The organism is Pyxidicoccus sp. M6 (genome assembly GCF_055568925.1).
This window is the reverse complement of sequence record NZ_CM145714.1, coordinates 12,393,674-12,413,927: the sequence shown is the minus strand read 5'-3', so window position 1 is coordinate 12,413,927 and position 20,254 is coordinate 12,393,674. Positions and strand designations below refer to the sequence as shown.

At 70.0% G+C, this 20,254-nt stretch carries 18 protein-coding genes; 4 read left to right on the top strand and 14 right to left on the bottom strand.

The annotated features are described in order from the left end of the window. Positions 1–155: 155 nt before the first annotated feature. The 5 genes from ACVTJA_RS49075 to ACVTJA_RS49055 form a co-directional block, all read right to left on the bottom strand. Positions 156–779, bottom strand: coding sequence for an LURP-one-related family protein (locus ACVTJA_RS49075; RefSeq protein WP_465831386.1), 624 nt, complete (start codon positions 777–779; stop codon positions 156–158). Between the two features lie 95 nt (positions 780–874). Then, the gene (locus tag ACVTJA_RS49070) at positions 875–1,423 is read right to left on the bottom strand and encodes a response regulator transcription factor (RefSeq protein ID WP_465831384.1); all 549 of its coding nucleotides are present in this window, start codon (positions 1,421–1,423) and stop codon (positions 875–877) included. Further along, positions 1,420–2,742, bottom strand: coding sequence for an ATP-binding protein (locus tag ACVTJA_RS49065; RefSeq protein WP_465831383.1), 1,323 nt, complete (start codon positions 2,740–2,742; stop codon positions 1,420–1,422). The genes ACVTJA_RS49070 and ACVTJA_RS49065 overlap by 4 nt, the downstream gene beginning before the upstream one ends. A gap of 93 nt (positions 2,743–2,835) precedes the next feature. After that, positions 2,836–3,510, bottom strand: a complete 675-nt coding sequence (locus ACVTJA_RS49060; protein ID WP_465831382.1) for a hypothetical protein — start codon at positions 3,508–3,510, stop codon at positions 2,836–2,838. A 73-nt stretch (positions 3,511–3,583) separates the two neighbouring features. Continuing rightward, complete coding sequence (locus ACVTJA_RS49055) at positions 3,584–4,483, bottom strand: transporter (protein WP_465831380.1); 900 nt, start codon at positions 4,481–4,483, stop codon at positions 3,584–3,586. Positions 4,484–4,690: 207 nt separating this feature from the next. Between ACVTJA_RS49055 and ACVTJA_RS49050 the strand changes: the two genes are divergently transcribed. Further along, positions 4,691–5,131 carry a DoxX family protein gene (locus ACVTJA_RS49050; RefSeq protein ID WP_465831379.1) on the top strand — a complete coding sequence of 147 codons (441 nt, stop codon included), beginning with the start codon at positions 4,691–4,693 and terminating at the stop codon, positions 5,129–5,131. A 321-nt stretch (positions 5,132–5,452) separates the two neighbouring features. Here the strand turns inward: ACVTJA_RS49050 and ACVTJA_RS49045 are convergent, their stop codons facing one another. The 3 genes from ACVTJA_RS49045 to ACVTJA_RS49035 all read right to left on the bottom strand — a co-directional run bounded on the left by ACVTJA_RS49045 (position 5,453) and on the right by ACVTJA_RS49035 (position 7,446). Then, the gene (locus ACVTJA_RS49045) at positions 5,453–5,860 is read right to left on the bottom strand and encodes an imm11 family protein (RefSeq protein ID WP_465831377.1); all 408 of its coding nucleotides are present in this window, start codon (positions 5,858–5,860) and stop codon (positions 5,453–5,455) included. A 19-nt stretch (positions 5,861–5,879) separates the two neighbouring features. Continuing rightward, entirely contained in the window at positions 5,880–6,326 is a 447-nt protein-coding gene (locus tag ACVTJA_RS49040; RefSeq protein ID WP_465831376.1) for an AHH domain-containing protein, read from the bottom strand. Positions 6,327–6,540: 214 nt separating this feature from the next. Continuing rightward, complete coding sequence (locus ACVTJA_RS49035) at positions 6,541–7,446, bottom strand: metallophosphoesterase (protein ID WP_465831374.1); 906 nt, start codon at positions 7,444–7,446, stop codon at positions 6,541–6,543. A gap of 288 nt (positions 7,447–7,734) precedes the next feature. On the opposite strand from ACVTJA_RS49035, the gene ACVTJA_RS49030 reads away from it, so the two are divergent. After that, positions 7,735–8,955, top strand: a complete 1,221-nt coding sequence (locus ACVTJA_RS49030; protein ID WP_465831372.1) for a sensor histidine kinase — start codon at positions 7,735–7,737, stop codon at positions 8,953–8,955. A gap of 83 nt (positions 8,956–9,038) precedes the next feature. Here ACVTJA_RS49030 and ACVTJA_RS49025 read toward each other — a convergent pair whose 3' ends face one another. The 3 genes from ACVTJA_RS49025 to ACVTJA_RS49015 all read right to left on the bottom strand — a co-directional run bounded on the left by ACVTJA_RS49025 (position 9,039) and on the right by ACVTJA_RS49015 (position 12,029). Then, the gene (locus ACVTJA_RS49025) at positions 9,039–10,703 is read right to left on the bottom strand and encodes a hypothetical protein (protein ID WP_465831370.1); all 1,665 of its coding nucleotides are present in this window, start codon (positions 10,701–10,703) and stop codon (positions 9,039–9,041) included. A gap of 203 nt (positions 10,704–10,906) precedes the next feature. Continuing rightward, on the bottom strand, positions 10,907–11,518 hold the full coding sequence (locus ACVTJA_RS49020) for a hypothetical protein (RefSeq protein WP_465831369.1): 612 nt from the start codon (positions 11,516–11,518) through the stop codon (positions 10,907–10,909). A 133-nt stretch (positions 11,519–11,651) separates the two neighbouring features. Beyond that, positions 11,652–12,029, bottom strand: coding sequence for a response regulator transcription factor (locus ACVTJA_RS49015; RefSeq protein WP_465831367.1), 378 nt, complete (start codon positions 12,027–12,029; stop codon positions 11,652–11,654). Between the two features lie 355 nt (positions 12,030–12,384). Here ACVTJA_RS49015 and ACVTJA_RS49010 point away from each other — a divergent pair, with 355 nt between their 5' ends. After that, positions 12,385–13,692: a trypsin-like serine peptidase gene (locus ACVTJA_RS49010; RefSeq protein WP_465831366.1), complete on the top strand. Its 1,308-nt coding sequence runs from the start codon at positions 12,385–12,387 to the stop codon at positions 13,690–13,692. Between the two features lie 162 nt (positions 13,693–13,854). Here the strand turns inward: ACVTJA_RS49010 and ACVTJA_RS49005 are convergent, their stop codons facing one another. Next, positions 13,855–14,304, bottom strand: coding sequence for a Fur family transcriptional regulator (locus ACVTJA_RS49005; protein WP_465831364.1), 450 nt, complete (start codon positions 14,302–14,304; stop codon positions 13,855–13,857). A gap of 603 nt (positions 14,305–14,907) precedes the next feature. Between ACVTJA_RS49005 and ACVTJA_RS49000 the strand changes: the two genes are divergently transcribed. Beyond that, a complete protein-coding gene (locus ACVTJA_RS49000) occupies positions 14,908–16,887 on the top strand; it encodes a sensor histidine kinase (RefSeq protein ID WP_465831363.1) in 1,980 nt (659 codons plus the stop codon). Between the two features lie 91 nt (positions 16,888–16,978). Here the strand turns inward: ACVTJA_RS49000 and ACVTJA_RS48995 are convergent, their stop codons facing one another. Then, complete coding sequence (locus tag ACVTJA_RS48995; RefSeq protein WP_465831362.1) at positions 16,979–18,442, bottom strand: di-heme oxidoreductase family protein; 1,464 nt, start codon at positions 18,440–18,442, stop codon at positions 16,979–16,981. Continuing rightward, positions 18,439–20,202, bottom strand: coding sequence for an RCC1 domain-containing protein (locus tag ACVTJA_RS48990; protein ID WP_465831360.1), 1,764 nt, complete (start codon positions 20,200–20,202; stop codon positions 18,439–18,441). The genes ACVTJA_RS48995 and ACVTJA_RS48990 overlap by 4 nt, the downstream gene beginning before the upstream one ends. Positions 20,203–20,254 lie beyond the last annotated feature (52 nt).

The following is a 20,254-nucleotide window of genomic DNA, read 5'->3' as shown; positions in this document are numbered from 1 at the left end:
CCACCACTTCCTCTCGCCGAGTCAGGCCCGGCGAGCGCTGATGCAGTCAATGCAGGCGGCCTGATTACGACCAACCTGGTGTCTCGACAATCCGGTGCGGTACACGGGCCCGCCTTCGCTCCATGCGGAGGCGGGCGCGATACATCCGGAGTGTTTCAGCCTCCGGACTGGCGGCCTTCAATCGCGCACAGGAGCACCGCGGCGGCGATGCCCAGGCGGCGGTCCAGCCGGTTGCCGGTGTCGGCGGAGAAGTCCAAATCAATCTTCTGGATGAAGGGGTTGAAGCGCTGGTTGAAGGTGAGGACGGGCTGCCCGCCCACGTTGCCGATGAAGGTCTGCGGAATGAGGTTGGTGAGGAAGCGGCGGATGAGCGCCATCATCATGCTCTCCTCTTCAATCTTCCCGACCTCCTGGTCATTCGTGTCGAGGATGAGCCACTCGTCGCGGAGGATGGAGCGCAGGCCCTTGCGGCGCAGGGCGCCCACGCGCTGGCCGGTGGCCGCGTCGGTGACGTCGTAGGTGGCGCCGAAGTCGAGGATGCTGCGCGCCTTGATGGTGAGCAGCTCGTCCTGCATGTCCTCGGCGCCGTAGATGCGCAGGTCCTCCTTCAGCTTGAAGGCCTTCATCTTCGAGTAGAAGGCGACGTTGCCTGCCTCGTCGTAGATGTGGAACGCGCCGCCGAACAGCTTGAAGAACTGACGGCGAATCATGTAGCGGCTCTGGCCGAAGCGGCCGCGAGCCAGCTCACTGCGGGAGCGGGGTGTGAGTGAGGTGGACATGACGCCTCACCTACCGCGAAGCGGGGCCTCGCGAACAGGGGCCGGTCCACTTGGATGGAGTCCGAGGTCGGAAAGACCCGGAGAGTGGGATTCTCTCAGCGGGACGGTGGATACTTCTGCAGCTTGCGCTGGAGGGAGCGCCGGTGGATGCCGAGCTTCCGAGCGGCCTCGGAGATGTTGCCGCCGCAGTCGGCGAGGACGCGGTTGATGTGCTCCCACTCGGCGCGCGCGAGGGAGGGCGCCTCGAAGCTCTCGGACGCGGCGATGGACGGCTCACCGGAGGCGCGAGCGAAGGCGGCGAGGAGGTCGTCCACGTCGGCGGGCTTGGGCAGGTAGTTCACCGCGCCGAGGCGGATGGCATCGACGGTGGTGGCGATGCTGCCGTAGCCGGTGAGGACGACGATGCGCGTGGCCGCGTCCACGGCGACCAGGTCCCTCACCAGCTCCAGGCCGCTGTGGCCGGGCATGCGCAGGTCGACGACGGCGTACTCGGGAGACTCGCGGCGCGCGGCGGCGAGGGCGGAGTCGTAGTCTCCGGCGGTGGTGACGTCCCAGCCCCGCTCGCGGAAGGCACGGGCCAATCGCTCACGCAGCGTGGCGTCATCGTCCACGAGCATGAGACTGGGGTGGTGCGCGGTGGTCATGACGTTGCCTCCGCCGCGTGCGCGCCGCCCACCGGAAGCGCGAGGCTCGCGGTGGTGCCCTGGCCCGGCGCCGAGCGCAGCTCCAACGAGCCTCCGAGTTGCTCCGCCAGCGTGCGCGCGAGGAACAGGCCCAGGCCCATGCCTTCACCCGGAGCCTTCGTCGTGAAGAACGGCTCCCCCGCTCGTGCGAGCACCTCGGCTGGCATGCCCGGCCCTCCGTCGCGCACCTCCAGCTTCGCGCTGGCCTGCTCCGCGTGCACGCGCAGCTCCACGGGCTTCGAGTCGGGCGTGGCCTGGAGCGCGTTCTTCACCAGTCCGCGCAGCACCCGCGCCAGTGCTCGCGGCGGGCCGTGGACCTCCCACGTGCTCAGCTCGGCCGGCACCTCCACGCGAACCCTCGCGGCGCCGGGCAATTCCGCGAGCGTGTCCTCCACCAGCCTTCCCAGCGCAATCGCATGGAAGGGCTCGCCGGTGGTCTGCCCCGCGTCGGCGGACATCTGCACCAGCACGTCGCGGCAGCGGTCCACCTGCTGGCGGATGAGGCGCAGGTCCTCGCGCACGGACTCGGAGGTGCCGGAGGCGGACAGCGCGCGCTCCACCTCCTTCGCCACCACGGCGATGGTGGACAGCGGCGTGGACAATTCGTGCGCCGCGCCAGCGGCCAGCGTGGCCAGCGATGCCACCTGCTCACGCCGCGCGTGCAGCGCCCTTGCTTGCGCAAGCTCCTGCTCGCGCGCACCCAGGGCCCGCGTGACGCGCTGGACGAAGTAGACGATGAAGCCCGCGGCCACCGCGAAGGCGACCCACATGCCGTTGATGTGCAGCCGCATCAGCTCGGCATGGTCGGGCCGGGACAGCCCCGCCGGCAGCTCTACGTCCTGCAGCACGAAGAGCGAGCCGAACGCCATGAGCGTGAAGCCCAGCAGGCCCCACGTCCACCGCGCGGGGAGCAGCACCGTGCCCAGCGCCACGTTCACCAGGTACAGCGTGGTGAAGGGATTGTGCGTGCCGCCGCTGAGGGCCAGCAGGCCGGTGAGCACCAGCGTGTCCCACAGCATCAGCTTGCCGATGGTGCCCTCCGTCACCCGCCGCGCACGGTGCAGCCACGCGCGCACGGACAGGTTGGTGACGGCCTCCAGTCCCAGCAGCGCCGCGAGCACCGGCACGGGCAGCCCCAACTCCAGCCCATACGCCGCCACGCAGATGACCACCGCCTGGCCGAGCAACAGGCCCCATCGCAGGCGCAGCAGCCACTCCAGGTTGATGCGCGCCCGAGAGGAGGGCTCGGTGAGCGCGGGGGCGTCAGGCTCGGGTTTCATGGTTCGGAGGAGCGAGGCTCCGGGTGGAACGGTACACAGGTCCATGCGCGTGCGCGATGCCGGCCCGCGCAGGAGCAGGCGGGCAGGCGCACGTCATGGCACGGCTGCCTGGACCGATGCGGAGCGGGCCACGTTGCCGAGCAGGTCCACACGTGAGGGGGGCTCCTGCGCGTTCACCCCGTCCAGCCACGTGTCCCACGCCAGGGTGAAGACAATCGACGCATGCGGCTGCTCCTCCGACAGCGTCAGCGAGTCCAGCATCACGTCCACGGACGAGTGCCCCGTGCTGATGGCATCGAACGTCTGTGCCTCGCCGCCCTCCGCCGGAGACACCGTGCCGCGCACGTGCAGGCTGCGGCCCACCATCTCCACCGGCTCCGCGCCCGCCGTCGCCGAGTCCAGTCCCTGTGCATCCTCGTCCGCCGGCTCGAAGGTGAGCCGCGCGCGGCAGTAGCGCCCCGGAGGCGGACGCAGCACGCCCAGTTCCGTGACGTCCCCATCCGCGCCGTCCAGTCCGAGGACATGCGGCGTGCCGAGCCGCCGGGGACTGGAGCTCGAGTGCGCCCACGCGGTGCTCACCGGTGACAGCTCGCGCAGCAGGCGCAGCCACCCGGCCTCCTCGCACGGCATCAGCTCCACGCTGCCCAGCGTGACGAGGGCCCGCGAGAAGGCCGCGCGAGTGCCCTGCGCATTGACGAAGGTGCGCGTCCCTTCGGCCTCCTCCGTGGGCCGCGTACGCACGGTGGTGACGCCGAGGGTCAGCTCCATTCCCTCCACACGGTCACCCCCACAGGCGGAGAGACAGAAGACAGCAGCGCCAAGGACGAAGGGCTTCATGCGCTCACAGGTCGTACGCGACGGACATCATCGCGATGGGAGTAGGGGACACGCGGCCATTCAGCCGGTTGAAGAAGGGCACGCGCACGCCCGCGGAGAGGACGACGTCCGTGGCCGGGCTGAAGAGGACGTCCGGCGACGCGTAGGCGATGACCCCGCCGCCGTCCTCCTCCTTCTCGCCGTGGATGTCCGCGGCCTTCTCGATGCGCCCGTCCAGCCCCATCCGCACCGCCCAGCGCGTCGACGGCTGGTACTGCGCGGCGAGCGTGGTGCGCACGGACGCGCCCGCGCGGAAGCCCTGGATGCCGCGCGTGGGCAGGAAGCCCGTGGCGCTGGCCACGAAGGACCACGAGCCCCGGAAGTGCTGGTACGCCACGCCGAACAGCGGGTCCACCGAGCCGCTGCCGAGCTGCGTGTCCAGGCCCAGCTCCGTCCCATCCTCCGCGTGCAGCATGGGCGAGGTGGGCAGCTTCACCCCGGCCAGCACGCTGAAGAGGTGGTCCGCCGAGAACTCCTTGTCCTGGAAGAGGAAGGCCTTGGCGCTGACCTCCAAATCCCCCACGCCCCAGCCGCGCTCGCGGGCGAGGCTCACGTCGCGCACCTCGCGGGCCTGGAGGGGGAGGGTGGCCGCGAGGAAGAGCCACGGCAGCGGCGCGTACGCGGCGGCCACGTCCATGCGGGCCTCGCGCAGGCGCTGGGCATTCACGTTGTCCTCGCCCACGGTGTGGCCCCACGCGCGCAGCGTGGTGGACAGGCGCAGGCGGCCGGAGAACGGCTGCTCGGTGCCCATGGAGGTGAGCGTGGGGTCTCCGCAGGCGCAGGTGGCGCACGCCCAGGCGGGGGCTCCGGGGACCAGCAGCACGGCGCTGGCGAGGACGAGGGTGACGGCGAGAGAGGGTCTCACGACGCCGCGCAACATACGTACCCCGGGACAGGTGGGCGTGCGGCGAGTTGTCGCAGCGGGGACAAGCCGACGGAGAGCCTGTCCTACCGTCGGAGAGCAGACGGGCAGCCGGGCGCCCGCTGTCCCGCGGGAATCCATGGCCACCTTGAGAATGACTTCCGCTCGCCGGGGTTGAGGGGGTGGGAGGAGGGAAACAGGGAGGACGTCATGGGCGTGCTAGCGCCTCTGGGCCGGCTGCTCTTCTCGGCCATCTTCATCACCAGTGGGTTGAACCACTTCTTCCAGCTCCAGGCGCTGACGGCCTATGCGCAGTCCTCGGGCGTGCCGGAGCCGCGCACGGCGGTGCTGGCGTCCGGTGTGGCGCTGGTGTTGGGGGGGCTGATGGTGTTGCTGGGCGTGTTCGCCCGCCTGGGAGCGGCGGCCATCGCCGTCTTCCTCGTGGCCGCGGCCTTCATGGTCCACAAGTTCTGGCTCGTCACGGACCCGGTTCAGGCGCAGAACCAGCTCATCCACTTCATGAAGAACCTCTCCATGGCGGGAGGCGCGCTCTTCATCGTGTATTTCGGCTCGGGGCCCTTCAGCCTGCGCAGCCGCAAGGCCGAGCCGGGGCTCGGCGGTGGCCGGCTGGGCATGCCGCTGCGGCACTGAGGGCCGGGCCTTCCGCTCAGCGGGTCAGGGCGCTTTGGAAGATGGCTCCTCCGGCTGCCCGCTTGTTTCCGGTGCGCTCTCCAGAAGCGCGGCACCGGCGGTGGCGGACGCTGCAAAGCATGTTCAATCGCGGAGCTTGCCCCACTGCCGGCCAAAGTCGTCCATCTCCTGGAAGATCATCCCGTCACACCCGGCGCGTAGGACGTCGTCCGCGAGGTCCTCTCGCACGACGATGAGGCTGGTCTTTTCCTTGATGCGGAAGAGCTTCGCGTCCGGCGGAATCTTCGTGGGGTCCAGGGCCAGCCGATAGAAGTGGAAGACCTAGTCGGGCCGGATGGCGGACCTGCGAAACCTGGACCGCGCTTCGTCCATGCACTCCACGGCGCCCAGCGGGTTGGCGATGAAGTAGGGCTCCGAGATGAGGCGGCCCTTGTGGTTACGGATGTGTACCGGGAGGAACTCAAGCTGCGCGCCGGACTTCTCCTCCAGCACGGCCTTGAGCTTCTCGGAGACGATGAGCAGGTGCAGCGTGTTGGGAATGGAGTCGGTCAGCTTGATGCCGTAGTCGTCGGAGAGCTGGAAGACGCTGTCGGTGGGGAACCACGACTTCACGGACACTCCCTCATGCAAGAGGTACGAGTCCATGCAGTGCATGAGGAAGTCCGAGTCCTTCGTAATCCATGCGAAGGCGTCGTCCTCGTCGTCCTCCACCCAGGGATAGTAGCTCATGAAATGGGCCTTCATTGGCTCAGACACGTGCTCCCCCAATCTGCCTCCGGCGCTTCGGAAGTTTGATCTTGATGAGCGCATTGATGCTGGCGCCAATCCCCAGCGGGCGGCTCTCCCCGAACGTCACGACGTATTCCCAATACGCATCTTGCAGCCTGAACAACTCATCCGGGATGGACCGGGGCGGCTTCCAGTCCGCGCACACCTTCCCCAACTGGCTGCGCAAGAGCTGCTTCAGGTCCGCGCAGTCCTTCTTCACCTTCGGCAGGAAGATGATGTTCTTGCCGTTGTTCACGTCGTAGGGCACGCGCTTGAGGATTTCGAGCTCCTCCTCCGTGAACACCTCGTTCGGGATGAAAACCTCGCAGGGCAGGAGGTGATGCGCGGCGTTGGGATAGGGCGTCTGCCCGCTGACGAAGTACGCGAAATGGTAGAGCGCCGCGTGGGCCTGGCTGTGTTTGGGCACGGTCGCCGAGCGCGGCGAGACGTTGTAGAAGCGCAGGTAGGCCAGAATCTTCGCGTCGTTGTCGTAGGAGGGTCACATTGCCGACAATGACAGTCCGGCCCGTGCCCGCGGGGGTAACCCGGCGGCAACGACGCCCCAAGGCCGGAGTGAGCGGCCCGGCGGCCTGAGCGACAGTGGCGCCGGAATCCAGAAGCAGCCTCGTCCGGCGTACCGCTCAGCTCGCGATGGCGACGGCCTCACTGCGCAGCGTGAAGAACGCCACCTCGGGCTCGCTGCCGCGGCGCAGGTACGGGCCGCCGAAGCCGAAGCCGAGCCCGCGATTCACGTAGAGCTGGTTGCCATTCACGCGGTAGTGGCCGCTGATGTACGGCTGGCCCGCGCGGCGGAAGATGGCCTCGGTGAGGCCGCGCACCACGAACTGGCCGCCGTGCGTGTGCCCGGAGAACTGCACCAGCCCCGCGTGCGCCGGCAGCTTCTCCACCGTCGGCGGCGCGTGCGTCAGGACCAGCCGCGTGCCGCTCTCCGGCGCGCCGCGGAACGTGGCCTCCACGTCGTCGCGGCCCGTGCGCCCGTCGTCGATGCCCAGCACCGTCACCGGCGCGCCCTTCACGTGCACCACGCGGTGCTCGTTCTGCAGCACCGTGTAGCCCAGCCGCTCGAAGCCCTCGCGCAGGTACGGCCCGTTCACCCAGTGGTCATGGTTGCCCAGCACCACGTAGACGGGGCCCTGCAGGCCCGCGAGCAGCTCGCGCACGCGCGGCAGCGGCTTGGGGCTGTGCGTCACGTAGTCGCCGGTGAGGAAGACCAGGTCCGGCTTCGCCTCGTTGACGGCCTCCACCGCGCGGCGGATGCGCACGGCCGAGGTCGCCTGCCCCACGTGCACGTCGGAGAGCTGCGCGATGCGCAGCCCGTCGTGCTCGCCGTGCATGTGGGAAAGGAAGAGGACGTTCTCCGAGAGGGAGAAGTGGTCCCTCCAGCGCAGGCGGCGCTCCGTGCGGAAGGGGTCCGCTCCACTGAGGGCCACCAGCTCGTTCCGTCCACCGTGGCGGTTCTCCCGGTACGCGGGAGCGGCCGAGGAAGCGTGGAGCGTGGTGCGGCGGGCGAGGCGTCTCAGGCGCATTCGGTTCGGTTCCTCCGTGCCGGGGGATGCTCGAGCGGCTCCATTCTAGAGAGCCGGTGGGGGTGGGATGAAGCAGGTGCTTCGCGCACGCCTGCCCTCCCTGCGGCCGGCGTCCGGAGCGACGGGGAAACGCCCGTGATTTCAGGAAGATTCCGGGCGCGGCGCGTGCATTCTTCCAAGACTGGACACACGGTTGGAGGGCGCGCGGTGACGCCGTCAGGCGGGGTTGGTACACACGCGTACACCATGACCCCGCGGCTCGGGTTGGCCCAGGACACGGGACCGGACGTGACAACGCCTTCTGGTGGTGGAGGAGAGGGGCGCCCGCGTCCCGTCGACGACGCGCGGCCAGTGGCCCTGGCGGAGCTCATGTCCACCGTGCCGTTGGGCATGGCGCTCGTGGACCTGGAGCTGCGCTTCATGGAGGTGAGCGAGGCGATGGCCGCCATGAACGGCGTGCCGCGCGAGGCGCACCTCGGCCGGCCCATGGCGGAGGTGCTGAAGGGTACGCCTTCCGGAGCGGACGTCATCCGCCGCGTGCGCCGCGTGCTGGAGACGGGCGTGGCGCTGGAGGGCGTGGAAATCATCCACCGCGAGCACGGCGGCGGCACGGAGCGCGTGCGCGTGTATCGCGCCAGCTATCACCCGGTGCGCCGCGACGGCGCCGTGGTGGCCGCGTGCATCTACGTGGAGGACATGACGGAGCGCCGCCGCGTGGAGGCCCAGCGCGACGCGGGCGCCGCGCGCGAGCGGGCCGTGCGCGAGCAGGCGCTGCGCGAGACACAGGAGGCGGTGCGAGCGCGCGACGAGTTCCTCAGCGTGGCCGCGCACGAGCTGCGCACGCCGCTCACCAGCCTGCGGCTGCACCTTCAATTGCTGCAGCGCCAGTTGAGCTCCTCGCAGCCCGCGCTGTCGGAGGAATTGGCTCCGCGCACGCAGGTGCTGGAGCGGCAGTTGTCGCGGCTGGGCGGACTGGTCAACACGCTGCTGGACGTGTCGCGACTGGCCGCGGGCAAGCTGAGCCTGGAGCCGCGCGCGATGGACCTGGCGCAGCTCGTGCGGCAGATGGCGGATGCCTTCGCGGAGGAGTTCAAGAAGGCGGGCAGCGTGCTGACGCTGCACGTGGACGGGCCGCTCACGGGCGCGTGGGACCCGCTGCGCGTGGAGCAGGTGCTGGTGAACCTGCTGTCCAACGCGGTGAAGTACGGCGCGGGCCGCCCGGTGGAGGTGTCGCTGGTGGGCGAGGGCCACACGGCGGTGCTGGCCGTGAAGGACCACGGCATCGGCATCTCCGAGGACGGCATGGCCCGCCTCTTCGGCAAGTTCGAGCGCGCCGTGTCCGAGCGCCACTACGGCGGCCTGGGCCTGGGGCTCTACATCACCCGCCAAATCGTGGAGGCCATGGGCGGCAGCATCACCGTGCGCTCCGCGCAGGGGCAGGGCTCCACCTTCATCCTCCGGCTGCCCACCGAGCCCCAGCCGCAGGTGCAGGCGCGGGCCGCGCGGTAGCCGTACTCCTGAATGCCCGAGAGGGGCGCCACCCATGAAGTGGACGCCCCTCCCGAGAACTTCATTCCCGTCGATGTGCTGCCTCAGTAGCCGCGCAGCACGAACAGGCGGCCGTCGGAGAGGACGTAGAGCGCCCCTGGCGTCACCGTCGGGTCATACACGAGCTGGCTGATTTCGGAGCCGCTCACGCCCTGCACCTTCTCCAGCGTCTTGTCCGGCTTCAGGCGCCACAGCCCCTTGTCCTTGGTGCCGATGAAGAGCGAGCCGTCCTCGGAGGCCGCCAGCGAGAGGATGCTCCTGGTGCCCATCCCCTCGATGGCCCGGTACGACTCTTCGCGGTACTTCAGCGGGTTGTCCTGCACCTTCTTCGGCTTCATCTCCCAGAGGCCGTCAATCAGGCTGCCCAGGTAGTAGAGGCCGTCCTTCGTCTGCTGGAAGCCGCGCCACTGGTTCTTGGGGGCATCCTCCCAGCGCTTCTCATCATCGCCAGGGTTGACCGGGTCCACGAAGATGTTGAGGGCGTAGATGGCCGGGTCCACGTCGGCGGGCATGTCGCTCTTGCGGCCCTCCGCGTCCCAGTACTTCAGCGAGGCATTGGGCGGGATGATGCCAACCTTCCAGTCGTTGCCGATGAGCAGGTTTCCGCTCTGGTCGATGCCCAGCCCGTAGGTGTAGCCCGCGCGCTGCGACTCGCTGTAGCCCTTGCTGTGGTCGTTGGGGTCCCTCCACGTCAGCTTCCACCAGGCCGGGTGCCGGTGGCTGTTGTACGTGTAGTCGCGGATGCGCGTCACGCCGTGGTTGGTGCCGATGTAGATTTCACCCGCGTACGGGCCCTTCATCACCCGGACGCACGAGAAGACGGTGCGGTCCTCGTCGTAGTGGTAGTCGTTGGTGTTCTGGATGCCGAGCGGTGTATTGCCGGTGATGCGGCTGCTGCCCGCGGACTGGTAGATGTGCACCCCCAATTCCACGTCGTTGCCGGCCGCGTTGAGCTTCACCGCGTCGACGTCGCCCTGCGAGTAGTAGTCGAACCGCCGCTGGCTGAAGGAGTAGCACGTCGGGTCGCTCGGGTCGGGCTGGTAGCACTGACCCGGGCTGACGATGTAGTTGGTGTGGAGCTTGGGGTACTCGGGGTCGAGCTCCAGGTCGAACGACGCGTAGCCCACGTAGGCCTCGCCGGCCTTGCCGCCGCAGATGACGGTGGAGTTCGTGGCCCGCTTGTCCCGGCCGAAGCCCGACGCGGCCTGGCCCACGGGCTTGCTCGTCCACACGAGCTGCTTCGTGTCCGCGCGCAGCACGCCGATGCTCGCGCCGTCCAGCACCCAGATGTTGTGCGCGGCGTCCACGCCCACCGACTGCACCCGGCGGATGCTGTACTTGTCCGAGTAGTTCGTCACCGTGTCCGTGGGCCACGGGCCTGGGCCCGTCCCCGCGTCCGTGCCGCCGTCGGTGCCACCATCCGTCCCGCCATCGGTTCCAGCATCGGTGCCCGCATCCGTCCCCGCGTCGGTGCCCGCATCCGTCCCGGCATCCGTGCCCGCGTCGGTGCCCGCATCCGTCCCCGCGTCGATGCCGGCGTCGGTGCCCGCGTCCTCCCCGGAGCCCGCATCCGTGCCCGCGTCTGCTGTCGGACGCTCGTCGATGTCCCCGTCCCGCGAAGGCACGGGGTCCGGATTGTCCGAGCCACCGCACGCCCACGCCGTCACCACCACCACCCCGATACACGCGCCCAGCAGTCGTCGAATCACCGATTCCTCCCTGGACCGCCGCACAGCAAGCCGCGTACCGGGCCCGCCGCGCCTGTCTGGCCGGGAGGAGCGCCCACCGGGGTGAAACTTCTTCCCACCGTGAGGCGCGCGAGGGCACGGCGCGGGAGGAGAAATGACCGGGCCCGCCTCCCGTGGGGGAAGCGGGCCCGGAGTCGGACGCCGTTGTTGTTCGAGCGAAGAAGCTACTTGTTCAGCTCATCCTGGGCGTCCTGCTTCATCTCCTTGCCCGTGGACTCGACCTCGTCCCCGGCCTTCTGGGCGTCTTCCTTCACTTCCTGCGAGCCGGAGCCGCCGGTGCCGGGCTCCTTCTTCTCGGACTTCTTCACGTCCTTCTTGGTGCCCTTGGGGCTGGTGGCGCGCAGCTCCAGGGCGACGGCCTCCTGGCCCTCGAGCTGGAACTTGGCGCGAACCTGCGAACCCTCGGGAATCTGGTCGGTCTTCTCCACCTTCTTGCCGTCCAGCATCAGCACCGTCTTGTCACGCACGTCCAGGTCCGCGTCGGGCAGGCCCTGGCGGGCGATGCTCACGCCGTCCGCGGTGGCGTCCTTCATGGTGCCGGACAGGCTCATGGCCTTGTCCATCTTGAAGGTGCCCTCGTCCTCCGTCTGGGCGCCGACGGCCTTCTTCGCCGTGTTGCCGATGGCGGGGCCCACCTCGGTGGCGTCCACGCCGGTGTCCATCTTCTTCTCCGCGTCGGGCGCGGGAATCTGCTGCTGGGACGGCGCTTCCTGCTTCTGCTGAGCGAACGCCGCGGTCCCGATGCACAGGGCCAGCGTGGCGACGAGCTTCTTCATGGTTCCCTCTCCCTTCGGTCAGTTGTCTGACTTCTGGGAGCAAGGGTGGGGAGGCTCGTGGCCCGCGCCAACCTGCTCGGCCCCGCGCCCAAGCCTCCCGATTGGGGGGCAGGCAGGCGAGGCCGGCCAGGGCTCAGGCCGCCTGGCTGAGGCGCTTCACGGCGGTCAACAGCTCGGACAGGTCAATCGGCTTGCGCAGCCAGCCGGCCACGTCCAGTCCCTCGGCCGCGCCCTTCACGTCCAGGTCCGCGCTGGCCACCAGCACGGGGATGTCCGACAGGGCCGCGTCGTGGCGGAGCGCCTCGCGGAAGGCGAAGCCGTCCATGCGCGGCATCATCAGGTCCAACAGGATGAGCCGCGGCGGCGTCTCCACCTGGCGGAGCTGGGCCAGTGCCTCCAGGCCGTCGGCCGCGAGCAGGACGGCGTAGCCCTCCAGCTCGAAGACGTCCTGGAGTGCGTCTCGAATGTCCAGGTCGTCGTCCACGACCAGCAGTGTCTGAAGCGGTTGCACCCGGTCCTCCGGCGCGGTCGGGAAGACAGGCCCGCTCCACACCGACGAGTAGATGCGTCCGCCCCCACCCCGAAGGAAGCGCGGCCCCCAGGGCAGTTGAGACGACTGCTCAGCATCCAACGGAAAGGAACGTGCCAGGTTGTATTCGTCCCGCGCCCACCCTGTAGCGGCGTGGATCACCCTCTGGCGGGGCGTAGAAATTGTAGCTCAGTTGCAATAAGCGAGAGCGGCAGGAATCGCTGATACTTCTTTTGTTGATTGGTTTGCGGATATTCCCGGGCGAGGGGAGCATGGAAGATGGCCACCCCTGCCGTCTTTGCGGGGGGGCCTTCACCCTCACCTGGAGTGTCCAACGATGCGAGTCCCCCGTCGCACCACCCGCAGGACGTTGCTCGGCACGCTGTTGTGTACCCTCTCGATGGCGGCGTGCGGCCCGGCTCCGGAGGCCCCGCCGCCGGCCGACGGCGCGCCCTCGGGCACGCAGCAGCAGCCCGTCGTCTACGGCACGGACAACCGCACGGACGTGTACGCGCACGCGGACGCCACCCTGCGCGCCCGCGCCCAGCAGTCCACCGTGGCGCTGATGAACACGTCGGATTACACGGTGAACACCACCACGGGGGTCGTCACCTTCAACGCGCCCACGCTGCAGAGCTCCTACAACCTCTGCTCCACCGAGCGCTTCCTCAGCGACCTGACGCCGGCGTTCTGCTCGGGCACGCTCATCGACGATGACCTGGTGCTCACCGCGGGCCACTGCGTCACCAGCGCGTCGGCGTGCACCAGCACGCGCCTCGTCTTCAACTTCTACCGCACCGCCGCCAACGCGATGCAGACGGTGACGACGGCGGACATCTTCTCGTGCACGTCCATCGTCGCGCGGCAGCAGGCCACGGTGAATGGCCGCAACCTGGACTACGCCATCCTCAAGCTGGACCGCGTGGCCACGCCGCGCTTCACGCCCGCTCCCATCCGCGCGGGCAACAGCGCGCTGGCCGCGGGCACCAACGTGACGGTGATTGGTTCCGGCAGCGGCATTCCCTTCAAGATTGACTCGGGCGGCTCGGTGCGCGACGCGCGTGCGACGACGCTGGACTACTTCGTGGCCAGCACGGACACCTTCGGCGGCAACTCCGGCTCCGGCGTGTACGAGAACTCGGGCTACACCGTGGCCGGCATCCTGGTGCGCGGCGAGACGGACTACGTCGCCAACGGGAGCTGCAGCATCGTCAACAAGTGCACGGAGACGGGCTGCCGCGGCGAGGACATCACCTACGTGCGCCCCGCCATCGACGCGTACTGCGCGGTGGCCACCAGCACGCGCCTGTGCGCCGGCTACCCGCCGCCGCCCACGCCGGTGACGTTCACCTTCACGGCCACCAACACCAACAGCGCGCAGCAGAACACCACCAACCGCAACGTCACCCTGGCCGCCGGCCAGACGCTCAACTTCGGCACCTGCTCCGTGGCGGGCGCCTCGGGCACCGGTGACACGTACCTGCGCCTGTACAACGGCACCACGCAGGTGGCGTCCAACGACGACTCGTGCGGCACGCTGTCGTTCGCCAGCTTCAAGGCCACCACGGCGGGCACGTACCAGATTCGCGCCGGCTGCTACTCGAGCGGCAGCTGCAGCGGCACGGTGGCGTATACCGTCCAGTAGCTCGGATGAAGGCTCGAGCGCGGGCGGTGGCTCCACCGTCCGCGCTTGGGGCCCCGGCGGGCGCGCAGCCTCCTGAATGAGGCTTCACGTCACACGCCCGGGGCCGGTAGCTGGGCGGGCCCGCTCACCCCGCGAGGGGGCGAAGGCGGGTCCCGCCGTCCGTCACGCGCAGCGGTCGCACAGGCCGCGCAGCTGCACCTCAACGGAGCGCTGCGACACGGCCTTGGGCACGCCCTTGGACGAGGCGATGCGCACCGACTCCTCCGGCAGGCAGGCGACGGTGCCGCAGTCGGTGCAGGTGAAGTGCGGATGGCTGCTGCCATGCGCCTCACCCTCGCGCTTCAGCTCGAAGCGCCACACGTGGTCCCCCAGGTCCGCCCGCACCACCAGCCCGGCCTCGGTGAGGTCCGTCAGGTTGCGGTAGATGGTCACCCGGTCGTAACCCTCGTCACCGAGCGAGTCCACCAGGTCGGCGTGGCTCATCGGCGAGGAGGCGCTCTCCAACTCCCTCAGCACCGCCACGCGGGGCGCGGTGCTGCGCAGGCCCGCGGCACGGATGCGGTCCTGGAACTCGGTGAGCTTCGGCTGCGCGGCAAGTTTCTTGGCTCCCATGATGTCCTCTCAATTAACGCAACTGCCATGCATTTTCACCTGTGTCACGAACCAACCCGGCGGGTCCGGTACGACTCTCCGGGGCGTGGGGACAGCCGGGCGCTCGTGACGCAGATGCAACTGTCTTGCACAAGAATCTGGATTGCCCTGGTAGGCAGGTAGATACCGAGTCTACGGGTACCCGGGTGGGGTGCCTCGCTCCCTGTGTGCTGCCCCGGGAGAACGCTGGTTTGTCTGAGAGGTCGCAAGGCTTGTCCCGAGGGAGTGACCCCGGAGGTCTCCTGGCGGCCACGGCCTTCTGGCGCCCGGACGGCAGGAGGGTGGTAACCCATGCTGTCCGTGTTGACGAGGCTACTGCTGCGGCCGTGGCTGCATCCGTCATGGAGATACGTTGTCCGAAGTCCCCCGGATTGGATTGTCGGAAGAACGCGCGCCGCGGATGCGTGTTCCCGAGGCGGGTCGGGTATCTGGCCGATTTGCACCGGAGAACACTTGTATTCGGATGGCTTGACTCACGGCCCCCGGTGCCCAGACTGCGACTTTTCTTCATCTCAGGGCGCCCCTCGCGTCCTGCCTGCCCGCCCTTCCCGCCGAATCGCCGTGATGAAGCCCACCGTCCTGCTCGTCGAAGAAGCTGGCTCCATGCGAGAGGTGCAGGTGCTGGCGCTGGAGAGCCAGGGGTGGGGGGTGACGGCCCTGTCGGACGTGCCGGTGGCCATCACCCTGCTGCACGCCGAGCCGGCGCACGTGCTGGTGGTGGCGGCGGGCCTGCTGGTGGCGGGGACGGCGGCGGGGCAGGAGGCGCTGCGCAGGGCCCTGTCGCTGGCGGGCACGCAGCTGCGCGTCATGGCCTTCCCCGCCGAGCAGGACGGGCTGCGCCATCTGGACCTGCCGGGGCTCGGCTTCCTCGACCGGCCGTTGTCACTGGGAGCGTTGGTGGAGGGCGTACGGCAGGCGCTGCCGCCGGAGGCTCGCGAGCTGCCCGGGTCTGCGCGGCCCACGGTGCTGGTGGCGGACGACGACCCGGTGTCCCGCAAGCTGCTCCAGCTGCACCTGTTGCCGCTGCGCTTCGACGTGCTCATGGCGGCCGACGGCGTGACGGCGCTGGAGTGGGCGAAGCGGCGCGGCCCGGACGTGGTGCTGGCGGACGCGCTGATGCCGGGGATGGACGGCTTCAGGCTGTGTCTGGCGCTGCGGCAGGACCCCCGGCTGGCGCGCGTGCCCGTCATCCTCACGCACACGGTGGCGCCGGACGAGCTGGATTTGCGCATGGCCCACAACGTGGGGGCCAACGGCTTCGTGCGGCGCACGCAGGAGGGCGACGAGCTGGTGGGCGCGCTGTTGCACGAGCTGCGCTCGGGGGCGCCCGCGCACGTGTCGCCGCCCTCGGACCTGGGCACCGAGGAGCACCTGTACCGGATGGTGCGGCAGCTCGAGCGGCGGGTGGGCCTGCTGGAGCAGGCGGAGCGCACCGCGCGTGAGAGCGAGGCGCGCTTCCGGCTGGTGGTGAATGGCTCCTATGACGGCATCTGGGACTGGGACTTGCGGCGCCAGACGCTCTATTGGAGCCCTCGCCTGCTGGAGATGCTGGGCCTGCGGCCGGAGGACTTCGCGGGCACGTACGAGGCCTTCACGGAGCTGATTCACCCGGAGGACCGGGCGGACGTGCTGGCCGCGCTGGCCGCGCACCTGGAGCGGGGCGTGCCGTATGACGTGTCATTCAGGTTGCGACATGTCACCGGTGGCTTCCGCTCCTGTGTCAGCCGGGGCAGGGCGCTGCGGGACACGCAGGGGCGGGCGGTGCGCATGGCCGGCATCATCGGCGACGTGACGGAGCAGCTCCGCATGTACCGCGAGACGCAGGAGGCGGTGCGCGCGCGGGACGAGTTCCTCAGCGTGGCGGCGCACGAGCTGCGCACACCGCTGGCGGCGCTGCGGCTGCGCGTGCAGGGGGCGCAGGGGGTGCTGCGCGCGGGCGTGGCGTCCGCGCCGGAGCGGCTGGAGCGGGCGCTGGAGGCGGCGGACCGGCAGGTGCAGCGGCTGGCGGACCTGGTGGAGTCGCTGCTGGACGTGTCGCAGTTGCAGGGCGGCGCGCCGAGGCTGCACCTGGAGGAGGTGGACCTGGCGTCGGTGGTGCGCGAGGTGGTGGCGCGCTCCGAGGAGGCCGCCGCGCGCGTGGGCTGCCGGCTGGTGGTGAAGCCGCTGTCGCCCACGCCGGGGAAGTGGGACGTGGCGCGGCTGTCCCAGGTGGTGACGCACCTGTTGTCCAACGCGATGAAGTTCGGGCCCGGCAAGCCGGTGGAGGTGGAGCTGGAGTCCGAGCCGGACATGGCGACGCTGGTGGTGACGGACCACGGCATCGGCATTGCCCCGGGGCGGGTGGACGGGCTGTTCCGCCGCTTCGAGCGCGCGGTGCCGGTGCGGCACTACGGTGGGCTCGGGCTCGGGTTGTACCGGCTGCGGCGCATCGTGGAGGCGCACGGGGGCGAGGTGTCGGTGAACAGCACGCCCGGTGAGGGCGCCACGTTCCGCATCCGCCTGCCACGCTCGGGCCCGACGGAAGTGCGGGCCGCGCGGGCCTGAGGGGCAGGGCGGGGCGCCACGTTCCGCCCTTCCCTCAGCGCGAGTCGAAGCAGGCAGCGGACGCCGAGCGCTTCAGCAGTTGCCCTTCGCTTCAGAGCGAGTCCAGGAAGGCGAGCAGGGCGTCGCGCTCTGTTTGCGTGAGACGACGCACGGCCTCGCGCGCGGCTTCGGCCTCTCCGCCGTGCCACATGATGGCCTCCATCGGTGAGCGTGCCCGGCCGTCGTGCAGCAGGCGGGTGTGTCCGCTCACCGTGCTCATGAGGCCCAGACCCCAGAGCGGCGGCGTGCGCCACTCCCGGCCCGTGGCGAGGAAGTCCTCACGGCCGTCCGCCAATGCGTCGCCCATGTCGTGCAGCAGCCCGTCCGTATATGGCCAGATGCGCTGGCCGGAGAGCTCCGGGTAGCCCTCCAGCGTGCCGGTGGTGAGTGACGGGCGATGGCAGCGCGCGCAGCCCACGCGGTGGAAGAGGGCCTTGCCCGCGAGGACCTCTGATGCGTCCACGCGCTCGCGCACCGGTACCGCGAGCAGGTGCGTGTAGAAGTCGAGCGCTCGGGCCTGCCACTCGCTGACCTCCGGCGTGCCTCCTCTGGGCGCCGCGCGGCAGGCCGTCTGTGTTTCAGTACATGTTTCATCGGGGAACAGCGGAGAGGTGAGGCCCATGTCCCCCAGCAGTGCAGCCGCGTTCTGATGCTCGAGGTCCGGCTGATTCGCCTTCCACCCGAAGCGCCCCAGTACCGCGCGGCCTTCGCGCCGGCTCCAGACGCGGTTCGGCCGTCCGGAGATGCCGTCTCCGTTGGTGTCGTCCGGGTCCGCCCACTCCAGCCACGTCGCCTCGGGCACCGCCGCGAGCAGGCCGAGTCCGATGAGGGGCTGTGCCACGCGCGCCGACGTGCGCGTGTCCGGAGCCAGCGGGCCGTGCGCGAGGTCGGTGAGTTGGAGCTCCGGCGCGGCGAGCGAGTAGGGCGTTCCATCCGCGAAGGTGCCGGGGACTTCCGTCCAGTGCATGCGCGCCTGTCCTTCGGCGGGGACGCCCGAGGTTGCTCGGGGCTGGAGCTGGTCTCCATAGTTGGGCTCCGGCAGCGGCCCTCCATGGGCATCCGTGCCGGGGACCGACAGGCGCACCAGCAGCGTGTTGGCGATTTCGCCCTCTTCGGGAGGTCGGCCCCGCCCGTTGCGCACGTGGCAGGCGAGACAGGAGACGGAGTGGAACAGCGGGCCCAGCCCGTCCCGGTCCGCTGTCGTGTTGGGCGCGGGCAGCCAGTCCGCTTCGAAGACGGCCTCGCCGGTGAAGAACTCCGCGCGCCGCTCCAGCGTGAGGTTCGCGGCCGGGCGCTTGAAGGCGGTGGCCGCGGTTGGAGGCGTGATGCTGGTGTCTCCACCGGGGCGCTCCTCGCCCGCCTCCACCACGTCGTGGCGCGGTGGAGGAGGTGGCGGCTCCTCGGAGCCGGCGTCGGGCGTTGGTTCCTCGATGGGAGGCGGTGTGCTCGTTCCTTCCTCGTCGCTGCACGCGACGAGGCCGAGGGCGCCCAGGAGCAGGGTGATGCGCAACCTCACGGCACCGGCACCGCGATGGGATTCGTATAGGACCACCGGTCGATGACGGCATCCGGCCCCAGCGAGCCGTTGAGATTCCATCCCCACCCGTACAGCGAGCCATCCTGGCGCAGCGCGAGCACGTGCGTCGCGCCCATGCCCATCGTCGCGACGGGGCTCACCTCGGTGGCGACGGGGGTGGGCTCGAGGCGGTCTTTATCGTCTCCGACGCAGAGCTGTCCGTTGCCGTTCTGCCCCCACGACACCAGCGAGCCATCCGCCCGCCGCGCGAAGCTGAAGTTGCCGTTGGCGAAGACGGCGCGCGCGTCCGTGAGCCCCTTCACCTGCACCGGCGTCGCGCTCTGCTTCCCGGCACTGACGGCTCCCGTGCCGAGCTGGCCGCTGGCATCCAGGCCCCACGCGGACACCGTGCCATCCGCGTGCAGCGCGAGCAGGTGGTCCCTCCCATTCGCGAGGTCCACCACGTGCTCCAGTCCCGGCACCTGCACCGGAGCAGGGTGCCCCTCCGAGTCCGCGCTCCCCGTCCCCAGGTTGCCGTAGCTGTTGCGGCCCCAGACCCAGACCGTGCCGTCACCCTTCAGCGCCGCCGAGTGCTGCGAGCCACCCACCACCTTCACCACGTCCGCCAGCCCCTGCACCTGCACCGGGTAGTCCCGCGACTCGCGGGTGCCGTCACCGAGCTGCCCGTCGGCGTTGTTGCCGAACGCGCGCACCGAGCCGTCCGCCATCAGCACCAGCGCGTGCCGATACCCGAGCGCCACCGCCACCGCGCCCTCCAGTCCCGGCACGCGCGTGGGCTCGCGGCGCAGGGTGACGTCCGGAGTGTGCGGCTGCCCCGGCTCCGGAGGCGTGCCCAGCCCGAGCTGTCCGTCCGCGTTCTCCCCCCACGTCCACACCGTCCCGTCCGAGCGGAGCGCCACCGAGAAGTTCTGGTTGAAGGCGATGGAGGCCACGCCCTCGAGTCCGGGCACGAGCTGCGGCTGCTTCTGGTCCGCCGTCACCGCCGCGCCCAGGCCGAGCTGCCCACGGTTGTTGCGGCCCCATGCGTGGACGCGCCCGTCGCGCAGCAGGCCGCTGTGCAGCCCGCCCGCGGTGGCCAGCCCTCCGAAGTGGAAGGCCACGGCGCTCTCGCCCACGTTGCCGCGCGCGTCCCTCGCACGGAGGACCAGTTGGTTCGCTCCCGGTTGGGGCGTCAGTGCGAAGGACAGCGCGCCGGCGTCGCCCGGCTTCGATTGCAGCTCCTGCTCCTCGCCGCCGTTGAGCACGTAGGCGATGGACACCACGCCCCGGTCATCCGTCACGCGCGCGTCCACGGACACCCGGCGCACGCCGAGCGCCTGTCCTGCCACCGGCGACAGCACCTGCACCTGTGGCGCTGTGCGGTCCGGCGTGTGGCGCAGGCGCAGCGTCCGCGCGTGGTGCCCGCCCACCGCGTCCTCCGCCTCCAGCCGCACCTCGCTCTCGCCCTCGGGCAGGACGAGTTCCACCGTGAAGACGTAGTGGCGTGGCTGCGTCTCCGTCACGGTGACCGCCTGCGCGTCACCGCCATTCACCCGTGCCGTCAGCGACGCCAGGCCACCGGCCGCTCCCACCGTGCCGGACAGCCGCACCGTGGGCTCGTCGAACGACGCGCCTGTTTCCGGAGTCAGCACCTGGATGGCCGGCGGCGCGGGCACGCCTTGCACGGACGCGACGTCCGAACCGCAGGCAGCAAGAAGCCACAGCGCGAGCAGCGCCGGGACGGGGCGGAAGCACTTCATGTGGGGACTCCCGGGAGGAGATGAGATTGATTTGCAGAATCAGACAGCGGTC